Annotated in this window: 9 protein-coding genes and 1 tRNA gene; 3 read left to right on the forward strand and 7 right to left on the reverse strand. The window is 58.5% G+C overall.

The annotated features are described in order from the left end of the window. Nucleotides 1-28: 28 nt before the first annotated feature. The 3 genes from RBT76_00685 to RBT76_00695 all read left to right on the forward strand — a co-directional run bounded on the left by RBT76_00685 (nt 29) and on the right by RBT76_00695 (nt 1,968). Nucleotides 29-102 (forward strand) — tRNA-Arg (locus RBT76_00685). 113 nt (nt 103-215) lie between these two features. After that, a complete protein-coding gene (locus tag RBT76_00690; GenBank protein ID MDX9856288.1) occupies nt 216-500 on the forward strand; it encodes a GYD domain-containing protein in 285 nt (94 codons plus the stop codon). A gap of 883 nt (nt 501-1,383) precedes the next feature. Then, nucleotides 1,384-1,968 (forward strand): hypothetical protein, encoded by a 585-nt coding sequence (locus tag RBT76_00695; GenBank protein MDX9856289.1) that lies wholly within the window; start codon nt 1,384-1,386, stop codon nt 1,966-1,968. A 13-nt stretch (nt 1,969-1,981) separates the two neighbouring features. Here the strand turns inward: RBT76_00695 and corA are convergent, their stop codons facing one another. The 7 genes from corA to RBT76_00730 form a co-directional block, all read right to left on the reverse strand. Then, nucleotides 1,982-3,130, reverse strand: coding sequence for a magnesium/cobalt transporter CorA (gene corA, locus RBT76_00700; GenBank protein MDX9856290.1), 1,149 nt, complete (start codon nt 3,128-3,130; stop codon nt 1,982-1,984). After that, a complete protein-coding gene (locus tag RBT76_00705) occupies nt 3,114-4,073 on the reverse strand; it encodes a mechanosensitive ion channel family protein (protein ID MDX9856291.1) in 960 nt (319 codons plus the stop codon). Before RBT76_00705 ends, corA begins: the two co-directional genes overlap by 17 nt. 144 nt (nt 4,074-4,217) lie before the next feature. After that, on the reverse strand, nt 4,218-5,012 hold the full coding sequence (locus RBT76_00710; GenBank protein ID MDX9856292.1) for a DUF4412 domain-containing protein: 795 nt from the start codon (nt 5,010-5,012) through the stop codon (nt 4,218-4,220). A gap of 272 nt (nt 5,013-5,284) precedes the next feature. Beyond that, a complete protein-coding gene (locus RBT76_00715; GenBank protein ID MDX9856293.1) occupies nt 5,285-7,411 on the reverse strand; it encodes a methyl-accepting chemotaxis protein in 2,127 nt (708 codons plus the stop codon). 425 nt (nt 7,412-7,836) lie between these two features. Continuing rightward, nucleotides 7,837-9,030, reverse strand: a complete 1,194-nt coding sequence (locus RBT76_00720) for a hypothetical protein (GenBank protein MDX9856294.1) — start codon at nt 9,028-9,030, stop codon at nt 7,837-7,839. A gap of 274 nt (nt 9,031-9,304) precedes the next feature. Further along, nucleotides 9,305-10,321 carry a hypothetical protein gene (locus RBT76_00725; protein MDX9856295.1) on the reverse strand — a complete coding sequence of 339 codons (1,017 nt, stop codon included), beginning with the start codon at nt 10,319-10,321 and terminating at the stop codon, nt 9,305-9,307. 156 nt (nt 10,322-10,477) lie between these two features. Next, nucleotides 10,478-12,238 carry an ABC transporter ATP-binding protein gene (locus tag RBT76_00730; protein MDX9856296.1) on the reverse strand — a complete coding sequence of 587 codons (1,761 nt, stop codon included), beginning with the start codon at nt 12,236-12,238 and terminating at the stop codon, nt 10,478-10,480. Between the last annotated feature and the right edge of the window lie 38 nt (nt 12,239-12,276).

The following is a 12,276-nucleotide window of genomic DNA, read 5'->3' on the forward strand; positions in this document are numbered from 1 at the left end:
TTATTAGTGCCTCGAAAAAAGCATAAATGCGCCCATAGCTCAATTGGATAGAGCGTCTGACTACGGATCAGAAGGTTGGGGGTTCAAATCCTCCTGGGCGTATTTTTTTAAGGCAATCCCCCGACCATCTCCTCGCCCCACTTTCCCTTGCCAAACGCCGATCTCCCTGCTATCGTATGTGTGACACACACATCGACGCGCCACAGGAGGGATGTATGGCAACCTTTATCATGGCCATGACGATCAATCCGAACGCCAAGAAAGCGCACCCCAACCTGTCTTTCACCGTCTCTGAGACTCTTGACGTTTTCAAACGGAATCACGTAAAGGTGACGAACCTGTTCGCCACGCTGGGCCGCTATGACTATCTGGCGGTGTTTGACGCCCCCGATCAAAGTCTGGCGTTTAAGCTCGCCTCGGACATCAACAACTCCGGCATTCTGGAGACCGAGACCTGGCCGGTTATTCCGTACGAGGATTTCTCGCGCATTATCGGGTAGCTCACGCAGGGCGGGTCCGTCTTCGAACCCGCCAGAGATCGGCCGACCCCCGCACGCCACGGGCGCACCGGTCGGCCTCGGCGGGCTGGCGTCCCGAGCATGTTGAAAAAGCCTATATAAGTGCGGTCAGGCGACCCCGCCTGACCGCACACGCTACACCGAGTAGCCCACCCGTCCCGGGTGGGATTGACTTGAGGTGTAAAAAGTCCCCGTAGGGCGGGTCCGTCCTCGAACCCGCCAGAGATCGGCCGACCCCCGCACGCCACGGGCGCACCGGTCGGCCTCGGCGGGCTGGCGTCCCGGGCATGTTGAAAAAGCCTATATCAGTGCGGTCAGGCGACCCCGCCTGACCGCACACGCTACACCGAGTAGCCCACCCGTCCCGGGTGGGATTGACTTGAGGTATAAACAATCCCCGCAGGGCGGGTCCGTCTTCGAACCCGCCGACTTCCCACCGTGCGTGCCGTTCGTCCCCGTGCGCCGCGCGCCCCGCACACTTTCCCCATCACATCGATGGAGAAAATGCCCGCACCCCCTTAGTAAAGACTCCTCTCACATGAGGTGCAAAAACGATGGTACTTGTGTATCGCGACAGATTGTCAAATACCCGGTCAAACATGGGTTACTCCCCTGCCGGATATCAAGATCGGGGAAAAAGTAAAAAATGGGGTCCCCATAAAAATGACAAAACGAACCTATTTCGCTGTAATCGACACGCGGGCACACTTGTACGATGACTTTTTTAATTTCGACACCCCGCATCGGGTGGGACCGTCTTCCAACTTGCCACCCGGCCATCCGCCCGCCACACCGGAAGTGTTTTAGTTGACGCCCGGCGGCCCGGCGGTTAGTTATCGCCGTCAACCGGTTATATGAGGCATTCATGCGGCAGATTTCCAGCGAAGAACTTTGGGTCTGGGCGATCCTGATCGTGACGGGGCTGGTGCTCGCGCTCGTTGTGCGATCCACTCGTCCGGTGCGCCGCGAACTGGACCGTCAGCAGCAACTGACCCGCCAGCGTTTCAAACACGTTATCGATCCGCTGGCCGGTGATTCTTACTGGGGTTCGGTCCGCCCGCCGGTCTACCTCCCGATTACGTTTCTGGTGATGGGCGCGTTCGCGCTGCGATGGTTCTTCAACCCGGTTCCGGGAATCTTCTTGCTGGCATGGGCGTGCGTGCTGGGGCTCGCTGTTTACCTGGACCGCCTCAGTCGTCGTCGCGCCAAAAGCGTGGACGATCAGACGCCCGACATGGTCGTCCGCTGGATTCGTGTCGCAACGCTGTTCGTGGCGGGACTCGCGATTCTGCTGTTCATCCACGAATTGATGGGAATCGCCCTGATGCTGGCCGCGCTCGCCATGGTATCGGTCACCTGGCGCGACCATCGACGCCTGCTCGCCGAAGAAGCCCGGCGGCAGGAGGAAAGCCGGGCGGTCATCCGCGATGTCGGCCGAAGCGCCGGGTGACGCAGGCGTTCGCCTACAACCACTTCTTCCGCCAGAACCACACCAGCGACCCGCCACCCACGAGTGCGACCAGCACCCAGAACAACGGGTAACCGTAGCGCCATCCCAGCTCGGGCATGTTGAACGGACTGACAGCCCGGTCGAAATTCATTCCGTACACGCTCGCCAGAAACCCCAGCGGGATGAAGATGGTCGCGATAATCGTCAGCACCTTCATCACGGCGTTCATCCGGTTGCTGACACTGGTGAGGTAGATGTCGAGCATGCCCGAGACCGTCTCCCGTAGCGACTCTACGGTGTCGAGCGACACAAGGGAATGTTCGTAGAGGTCGCGAAGATAAACCCTCGTCTCCGCGCGGATAAGCGCCGAGTCGGCGCGTTCCAGCATCCCGATCGTCTCCCGCATGGGCCACACCGCGCGACGAATCAAGGCAAGCGCCCGCTTGACGTCGAGAATGTCGGCCAGCCGGTCGCGGTCCGCGCCCTGCACCAGGCTGTCTTCGATGTCCTCGATCTGGTCGCCGAGTTGCTCGAACGCGAGATAGTACTGGTCGACAATCAGGTCGAGCAGCGCATAGGCGAGGTAGTCGCTCTGATGCATCCGCTGACGTTGCCCGAGCCGTTCTATCCGATCCTGAATGGGCGCGAAGATGCTATCGGGGCCTTCCTCGAACGAAATCACCCACGATCGGCCCCAGACCACGGTCACCTGCCGGGTCGTCAGCAGTTTCGACTCACTGTCGTAGGCGAGCGTCTTGGCCACGACCGACAAATACTCGCCGACGTCTTCGAACCGGGGCCGCACGTTCGTGTTGAGCGCATCCTCGATCGTCAGCGCGTGAATCTGGAAGTGCGAGCCGATTTGCCCCACTGTTCGCGTGTCGTGGACGCCGACCACACGAATCCAGCTGGTGGGTGCGCTGTCCCGGCACGTGAATGTATCGGACGCCTGCACCGCCTGCCGGACGGAGAAATCGGCCTGGTCTACGTCTACGATGGTGATCGATGCCTCACCCTCGCGCGGCTCGCCCACGTACACGAGCGAGCCGGGCTCCATGCCGACTTTGCGCCGCGCTGCCGGCCGCCCGGCACGATGACGCTTCTTGCGCGTCTGGCTGTTGAGCGCGCGGGCCGGCTCTGTCGGATCAGTTTCCGGAATCATGTACGGTTCCTCCACCGTCCATGGCGACTCGAAGCGGCGCTGATTCGCCCTTCTTCCCCGCACCGATGTAGAGGGTCACGTGCGGGAACGGTATCTCGATACCCCGCGCGTCAAATGCGAGTTTGAGACGACGATTGAATTCGCGGCCGACTCGCCACTGTTTAATAGGCACGGTCTTGATGCGCGCCTTGATGATCACCGCGGAATCGGCAAACTTGTCGACGCCGAGAACCTCGAGCGGCTCGAGTATGTCGTCCTTGAATGCGGGGTCGTTTCGCAGTTCTTCGGCAACGCCTTTCGCGACGGCGGCGACCTCATCGGTGTTCTCCCGGTACGCGACCCCGATGTCAATCGGGTAATACGAGTAGTCCATGGTCATGTTGGTGACCAGGTCGATCTGCCCGTTACGCACGTAGTGGACGCTGCCGGACGTATCGCGCAGCACGGTCATGCGAAGCGTCACGCGTTCGACCAGCCCGCTTTTGCCGGCAACCTGCACGACATCCCCCACCCGGATCTGGTTTTCCATGAGGATGAAAAATCCGCTTATCACGTCCTGCACCAGCTGCTGGGCGCCGAATCCCACCGCGAGGCCGACGATTCCGGCGGCGGCCAGGATCGGCCCGATCTGGATTCCAAGTTCCGGAAGTACCATCATCATCGCCACGGTAATGATGACAATGCTGGTCGCCCACCGAACGACGGATCTCAGCGTGACGAGGCGTTTCTTGCCCTCCTCTGTCGACTGTCTCGACGCCAGCACCGAAAAAATCCGCCGCACGACGAGTCGCGTGATGAACATCGCGGCGAGCATCATCAGCAGAATAACAACTACCCGCACACCGCCGGTCAGCAACCAGTCCTTCAACGTCAACCACAGATCCTGTATGTTCATGTCGAGCCTCACTTTCTCTGGCAGCAGAGCGACTTGTGCGATCCACATTCGACTATCGTAAAACAAGGGTGCATCGGCAGGTTTGTCAAGGAACTGCGGCAATCGATCGGGAGCGGCAAAAAGAAGCGGGCGGGCGCCATCACGGCGCCCGCCCGTCAGCGGTCACGTTGTCCGGTCAGAAATCGAGCGCGGTTACTCGCCCATACCCGGCATCGACTTTCCAAAGCTCTCCTTGGTGTAGCCCTCGGGAACTTCGTAAATGCCGGCGGGAGCGTCCTTGGTCGATAGCTCAATCACCTCAAAGGTGCTGGTCATTTTCTGGCCCATCATGGTGGTGGTCGTGATGGTTCTCACCGGCATGCCCTCGATGGCCTTCATCTTTGCGATCATATCATCGAATCCCGGCAGGATGGCGAGCATGGCGTTGGTCGCGGACCACAGCGCCTCGTAGTTGATGTCGACGTCTTTGGTTACCCACATGTCCGAGACGGTGGTCCCCATGGACATCGTGATCTCGGCGACATACTTGCGGGTGTCCCAGTCGCGAATTTTCTGCGTTGAATCGGTCGGGGTAACGGTCATCTTGACTTCGCCCATCATCTGTTTCATCATCTCTTTAGCCTGAGCGAGCTGAGCGTCGTCGGAGTCTTCCGCAGCCTCGGCCATTATGGAATCGACCATGTCATTGAAATTGACCGGCAGTTCCGTGTACTTCTTGGCGCCGTGATCGATCATGTACATCTTGCCAAGATCAGCGCGAACGATAATCGACGTGTTGTCGCCGGTCAGCGACGCCACTTTGTCACTGGTGACCCATACCGAACCGGTATCGGTCCGCGCAGGCTGGGTCTGTCCCATCATCTGCAATTCCGGCGTATGATGCACCTGCACCATGTAGATGTCGGCCGATGCGGCACCGGCCAGGGCGCAGATCAGCGCCGCAAACATGGCAACGCGCACAACTACGGTTCCCGTAAAGCGTGACATGTGATTCCTCCAGAGCGCCTGTGAAGCGCGTCTCAAACAGGCGACCATGCGGTCGCCCTCGGTGATTAAAGAGTTACGTTCTGTTCGTCCGTCAATTATGCGGATCCTTCCCGAGAGCCCGGATAGAATAGGTGAGACGCCCGGATGATACAAGCAAAAAGTCGCAATGAACGGATATATGAGATTAAACTTCACTCGTATGCGGACAGGCGCCGAAAAAAAAAACGGCGGAGAAGTTCTCCGCCGTGTAAATGCACTTTCGGGTATACCGATCAGGCCTTGATACGGAATTTCTCCACCATGCGATTGAGGCCGTCGGCCTGTCGACTCAGTTCTTCGGCTGCGGCGGCCGACTGTTCGGCACCGCGAGCGGTTTCTTTGGTGACCGAGGAAATGTAGTCGATGTTTTTCAGGACACCCTCGGCGGAGGCCGACTGCTCTTCGGTGGCAGTGGCGATCTGCTGAATCATCGCCATGACTTCCTGTGTCATCGTGACGATCTCGTTGAGGCTGGCGCCGGCCTGGTCGGCCAGTTGACGACCGGTTTCCACTTCCTTGATACCGGACTCCATCGACGACACGGCGTCGCCGGTCTGGTTCTGAATGCCTTTGATCATTTCAGTGATCTGGCCCGTTGCTTTGCCGGTACGCTCGGCGAGTTTGCGGACTTCGTCGGCCACGACGGCGAATCCTCTTCCCTGCTCACCGGCCCGCGCGGCTTCGATCGCCGCATTGAGCGCAAGCAGGTTGGTCTGGTCGGCGATGTCGTCGATCACATCGATGATTTCACCGATCTTGTCGGCAGCCTCAGCGAGCTGGCCGATAGACCCGGCGGACTGCCGCACGACTTCGGCAATCTTGTGCATGCCGTTGATTGTCTCACTGACAATACACCCGCCCTGCGAGGCGTTGTCGGAGGCGCGCTTGGAGGCCTCTGAAACGGAGCCGGCGTTTTTGGCGGACTCCGCTATGGCCGCGTTCATCTCTTCAATCGCCGCGGAGACCTGTCCGACCTGGTCGGACTGGTCTTTGGCGCCACGGGGCATTTCCTCGGAGGACGACGCGATCTCGGTTGCCGCGCTGACCAGTTCCTGGGCATTCTGAGACAGTTGGCGGATCATATCGGTGAAGTTGGCCAGCATTTTCTTGAAAGCGTGGCCGAACGTGTCTTTATCCGAGCGGGGTTCCACGGTGACGGTGAGATCGTTGGCGGCGATTCTCTCCGCGGCGGCTGCCGCACCCTGCAGATAGTTGATCATGGCGTTAAACGACCTCGCGAGCACGCCAATCTCATCCTTGGAGTTGATATGGACGGTGCGGGAGAGGTCGCCCTGCGCCATAGATTCGGCGATGCGGGCTACTTCCTTGATCGGACCGGCAATCGACCGGGCCATAAAAAAGCCCGCTATCAGCGAGACGACCAGACAGATGATGCCCAGCAGGAGAATGGAGTTCCGGACGGAGTTGGCCGGGGCGGTGAATTCATCGAGATAGCTGCCAACACCTATAATCCAGTCCCATTCGGGGAAGTACGCGTAAGCAACGATTTTGGTGCGCGCTTCCGTCTCACCCAGTTCCTTGTTGATCCAGTCGTAGTACACCCATCCGATTTCATCCGCGGCCAGGGTGGGCGCCTTCGCCACCATTTCCTTGGCGAAATCATGCGTGGTCAAGTCGGAACCTTCTTTTGCCGGGTGAATCTGCAGGATGCCCTGTGAGTTCATCGTGTAGATGTACCCGGTCTTGCCGACTTTCTCTCTCAGCAGGGCGGTACGCAATGTGGCGGACCGCTCCTCGACGCCGACGAAGTAACAGCCGACGACGCTTCCGGAGACGTCGCGAATCGGCTCGTAGGCGGTGACAAGCCAGCGATCCACGACAAAGGCGCGCCCGTTGAACGACTTGCCATCACGTATGACGGCGTCGTAGACTTCCTGCGACAGGTACGTTCCCACGGCACGCTTGCCCTGATTGTCGACAACGCTGGTGGAGATCCGCCGGGCCCGGTTACCGTCTTTCATAAAGATCGTGCAGTAAGCACCGGTGTTCTGGTTGACCCAGTCGACGAATTCCGTGTTGTCATTGACCGTCCAGCCGGTCCCGATACCGCCGGCATACATGATGCCGTCCTGCAGCACGACACTGCTGCCGCCGCGCGCATCGAATACCTTGCGCGTGGAGGACAACAGGCCCTGCACGGCGGATTTGGACTGCTCTGCGCTGACCTGGCACAGGTTCTTGGCCATGGCCGTCATGTGCGCGAGATCGTTCTGGGCGAGTTCGGTCAAGTACTTCTCGGACTGATACACGCTGATCATGGTCACACCCGCCATCGAAATGACCAGGATGACGAACATCATCAGCATGAGCTTTTGGGTGAGTTGAAAACTGAGTTTCATGAACGCGTGCTCCTTTCCATCCCCCAGCCCGGTCTTTGGCAGGCGGCACTCCCCCCGGCAGTGAGCATACACTTCTCCCGGTGCCATCTCCCGGTGCAAGACCGTTGGCGCCCGATGGGCGCCTGGAATTGTTTACATCGGTGCTTCTTAGAGTTATCGGCCCATTTTCTTGACCCTTCACTGGGGTGGTGGCCGATGGCCCGGCTCGGCCGGAGTGCCCGAAGGTCAACGCTTTGAGAAACAACGGATTATAAACGCGCCACGATCGGCGGAAGGAGCGATCAAGTTGTGCATTCTTTCAGCAGAAAGCTAGCCCATTCGCAAACGTAAGCGACTCGTCCTGCCGCCTAAAACCTTCACGTAATAGAAAACCCGGTCGCGGAGTGGCGACCGGGTTTGGCGTCGGTTCTGCCGACGTGCGAAACTTAGAAGTTCAACTGGAAGGACGTCTGCGCGCGCATGGTCTTGGCCTGCTCGCCGTCGAGATAGTCCGTCTGCCACTGGCTCAGTTCGAAGCCGACCGCAACGGGATCAACCAGCTTGTAGGTGATGTTACCGTACACGCACTGGTTGTAGACGCGGTCGCCGGTATTGAGATCTTCGTCTTCCGGATCATCCATGCCGTAACCGGCGCTGAACTTCACTCTCGGAGAGACCTGCGCCCAGACCGAACCCCAGGCGCCAAACGACGCGACGCCGTCAACTTTGCTGTTGTTGGCGATGCCGGCGAAGTAGCTACCGCCGTTGGAGCCGGAGTAGACTTCGCCGCTGACACCGAAGGCCTTGGAGAAGTCGATCTGCAGGTGACCCGAGGCAATCCAGCTCTCGTAGTCTTCGTAGTTGCCCAGGTTGGTTTCGGCTTTCAGCTTGCCCCAGAGACCGGACACGCCCAGCTGCAGCGCGGCGCCCGATGCAAACGAGTGTTTGACATCAAGCAGACCCTGCACCGAGGGGATACCGGCGTCGGTGCCGTCGTCGGCGCCGTCAGCGGTTTCGCCAAGAGCGAGCGTGAAAGTTGGAGTCAGGTCGTTGCCGATCGTCCGGAAGGCGCCTCCTGCCATGGTGACATTGGTCTCCCCGGCCTTGAAGGTCTGCCACAGACTGACCTGGGCGCGACGGTAGCCGATATTACCCACACCCCAGAGAACCGAGTAGTTGAGGGTGGATGGATTCAGCGGCGAGATCAGATCGGTGCTCTGTCCGGCCAGCAGCTTCGTGCCGCCTTTCTGCACCGTGAAGTACGCGTGCCTCAGCTGCAACATCGGTTTGTTCTCAGCGATGGTCGCGCCGGTGACTCCCGCATACAGGTCAAATTCAACTTTGCCGTTGATCTTGACGTCTTCGTATCCCTTGCCCGCAAGGTTCAGTCCGAACCGCGACTGGTTGGCGGTCATGTTGAACTGATCGTCGTCGTCCTCATAGGATTGCGGTTTAACCCACATGGCGAAATTGCCGTGGCTGGTCAAATTCTGGTCGTAGGCGCCATCCAGTTTGAAATAACCGTACAGGTTATATTCAAACGACTTTGTGTTGTCGGCGAGGGTCGATGTGCCTGCAAGCAGCACGCACAGGATCGCTCCAAGCGCAACAGCCACCACGCTTCGTGTCTTGTCTGTCATTCTGTGTACCTCCCAATGGGTTCTTTTGTCGATGATCGGGCGTTTGCATTGGTATCGGGAGGTTATGGCGGAGCGTTAATGTGGCCGTGACTCGGGGGAACCGGGATTGAGCGCCTCGACACCGTACTCCCTTGTCCCACACGCGATTACATCCTGCGTGCGGGTAGGAATAGAACTACCCGCTGCCAAATCTGTGCAATCGCCGCACAGGGTCGCGCGGTTCCGATACTGCCGGCGCATCCTCCATCAGGCGTATAGTCGACCTCTCCGTCCGTTATCGTCCGGGTGCCACGATAGCGGTATCGATTCCCACCAGTTGCCCTTCGGGCCAGACCCCGTATAACTCCACAATCCAGGTTCCGGGATAGACGTCATAGAGGATCGAGCGCAGGTTGTAGAGGCAATAGCAATCACACATGCCGAGCGAGTCGCCTTCAAAGGCACGGATTACGTTTTCATCGAACTCGAATGTCGTGAAAAATCCAGGGCAGCAGTTCATCCATGCACCCATGTGGTGGATGTAGAGATCGTTACCGACGACGTCTACATGCATTGACTCTTCCTGACCGATCCACACCGTATCGATGCCAACCGTATGGCCGTCGCCGTGAACAAGTTCGACGATATACATGGTCGGCTCCTGGATCTCTATCAGGTAGATGACCGCTTCCAGGTTGAAATAACACATGCAGTAGCAGGGATTGTTCGTCGTGTCTGCTTCCTGCACGGTGACGTAGTAACCGCCGGGGATGTTCTCGATCTGTGCGGTGACCGCGTACATCATACAGCAGTTGTAGTAGGCGTTGAAGTGGTGCACGTGAAGATCATCGCCGACGATCTCGGCATACATGTACTCGGTCGAGTCTTCTTCACCAAGTTCCGGAAAAGCGATGCATTCGCCCTGCGTGACTGACAGCGTGGACATCGAACCGGCAACGCCCGGAACCTTGTCAGTCTGCAAGCACTTACCGTCAGTCGACTCGCGGATGATACCCGGGCAATCGGGCGCCGGTCCGCCCAGAAACGCGAGATTAACAAGCCTGATAAGATCGGACATGTCAAGCAGCCCATCGGCGTTGCAGTCGGCTGTGTAGGGACAATTCGGCCCGCTGCCGCCAAGGAAGAGGAAGTTGACCAGATGGATGATATCGCTGAGGTCAGTGGCGGTGCCGTCACCGTTGATGTCGCCACAGAGCGGCTCCGAGACAGCGCTCGCGGATACGGCAAAGAAGATGGCGCAGAGACAGGCACACGACACCGCAAGTTTGCTGCGGATAAATGCGCGTGACATGATTCACCCCGTTTATGACGAGAATCTCTTTCGGCGGCCCGACGCTCGTTGGCCGCTGTATGGCTCTGTTGTAAGCCAAGTGAAGTCGAAAGTAATATACCGTCCTGTCCATGTTATGCAACCGAATTGGCGGGGAGATCGCGGAGGTAATCTACCTCAGTTCTTAAGCTGGTGCGCGACCAGTTCGCGGTACAGGGCGGAACGCTCCATCAACACGTCGTGACGACCCTCATCGACAATTCGTCCGCGATCGAGCGCTACGATTCGGTCGACGTGCTTGATCGTAGAGAGGCGATGGGCAATGATAATTGCAGTTTTGTCAACCAGGACTTGTTCGAGGGCCTGTTGAATCAGGTACTCCGAGTTGGCATCCAGCGCCGAGGTAGCTTCATCGAGTATCACCACGGCCGGGTTTTTGAGTATGACGCGGGCCAGACACAGTCGTTGTTTTTCGCCTCCGGAGATTGTTACGCCACGCTCGCCGACAATATGTTGGTATTTATCGGGCAAGCTGTCGATGAACCCGCCGATGTTGGCGATCCGCGCCGCGGCATGTACGTCGGCCTCGGTCGCTGTCGGCACACCGAACGCTATGTTGTCATGGATTGTGGCGCGAAAGAGCAGCGGTTCCTGATCAACGATGGATATGGCGCTGCGAAGACTGGTGAGCGAGAGGTTGCGAAGGTCGACGCCGTCAAGCGTGACCGTCCCGTCGTCCGGATCGAAAAACCGCATAATGAGATTGATGATTGTAGTTTTTCCGGAGCCCGACGGTCCGACGATGGCAACCTTCTCCCGCGCCGCCACTCGCAGATTGATCCCTTCGAGTCGAAAGCCGTTACTGCCCTCGTAGGCGAAACGCACATGTCGCAACTCGACCTCGCCTCGAGGCTGCGACAGCACGACCGGGTTCGGCGGCTCGACAACGGTCGCGGGGATATCGAGGTACTCGAAGATGCGGTCGACCGACGCCATCGCGGACTTGACCTCGATATGCAGCGATGCCAGCCCTTCGACCGGACTGTACAAATAGGTCAACAGCATATAGAAGGCGATCAGAGCGCCGAGCTGCATTTGTCCCTGTGCGATCAAATACGTTCCCCAGGCGAGTACGACAATCGGTCCCAGCATGGAAATGAACTGCACGACATTGACGGAGAGCGAGGTATTGACGGATATCTGGACGTAGAGCCGGGTGATACGGTCGACGATCGTGCGGAGGCGGCCGCCCTCGCGGTTTTCCTGTCCGAACGCCTTGACCGTCTTTATGCCGGTAAAAGACTCCTGTATTCGCCCGGACAGCGAAGCGATGGCTTCCTGCAACCACCGGCTGATCCTGTTCAGGCGGCGGCCGTAAAACGAGGTAATCACCACCGTCAGCGGCACGGGAATGATCGCAATAACCGTCAGGTACCAGTTGACGTTCAGCAGGTAGATCAGAATCGCCACCAGCAGCAGAATGTTGGTGAAGAACATCAGAAGCGTCGAGGTCAGCAGGCTCTGCACGCGGCTGACGTCGGAGAGAATCCGCGACATGATCTCCCCCACCTGATTGTTCTGATGGAACTGCAGCGAGAGCGACTGAAGGTGTGCGAAGAGTGCGGTTCGCATGTCCGCGATGATGTGCGCGCCGATATAACCGGCGAGATAATCACGGACCCAGGAGAACAATACATTGGCCAGATAGACACCGACCAGAAACAGCCCGAACATGACGATCGGTGTGATATCGGGGCTGGCGGAGTCTCCGGCAAGCAGCGTCGGAATCAGATCATCGATAAGATACCGGACGGCGCCGGGAAGGACGAGCGCGAGCGCCGCGATGATCGTCATCACGAACAGCGTCAGCAACTCCAGACCCCAGTAGGGGCGGAGGTAACACCACAGCCTTTGGACTTTGCTCTTTTTCGCCGTCATAGTCGTAACCGGTAGTCGGTCACTCCCTCGCTAGATTT

This window comes from Candidatus Zixiibacteriota bacterium, assembly GCA_034003725.1.
Taxonomy (GTDB): domain Bacteria; phylum Zixibacteria; class MSB-5A5; order GN15; family FEB-12; genus WJMS01.

Excerpts from the sequence above, each read along its gene's own strand:
- RBT76_00690 (MDX9856288.1), top strand. The coding sequence starts at position 216 with ATGGCAACCTTTATCATGGCCATGACGATCAATCCGAACGCCAAGAAA.
- RBT76_00695 (MDX9856289.1), top strand. The coding sequence starts at position 1,384 with ATGCGGCAGATTTCCAGCGAAGAACTTTGGGTCTGGGCGATCCTGATC.
- corA (MDX9856290.1), bottom strand. The coding sequence starts at position 3,130 with ATGATTCCGGAAACTGATCCGACAGAGCCGGCCCGCGCGCTCAACAGC.
- RBT76_00705 (MDX9856291.1), bottom strand. The coding sequence starts at position 4,073 with ATGTGGATCGCACAAGTCGCTCTGCTGCCAGAGAAAGTGAGGCTCGAC.
- RBT76_00710 (MDX9856292.1), bottom strand. The coding sequence starts at position 5,012 with ATGTCACGCTTTACGGGAACCGTAGTTGTGCGCGTTGCCATGTTTGCG.
- RBT76_00715 (MDX9856293.1), bottom strand. The coding sequence starts at position 7,411 with ATGAAACTCAGTTTTCAACTCACCCAAAAGCTCATGCTGATGATGTTC.
- RBT76_00720 (MDX9856294.1), bottom strand. The coding sequence starts at position 9,030 with ATGACAGACAAGACACGAAGCGTGGTGGCTGTTGCGCTTGGAGCGATC.
- RBT76_00725 (MDX9856295.1), bottom strand. The coding sequence starts at position 10,321 with ATGTCACGCGCATTTATCCGCAGCAAACTTGCGGTGTCGTGTGCCTGT.
- RBT76_00730 (MDX9856296.1), bottom strand. The coding sequence starts at position 12,238 with ATGACGGCGAAAAAGAGCAAAGTCCAAAGGCTGTGGTGTTACCTCCGC.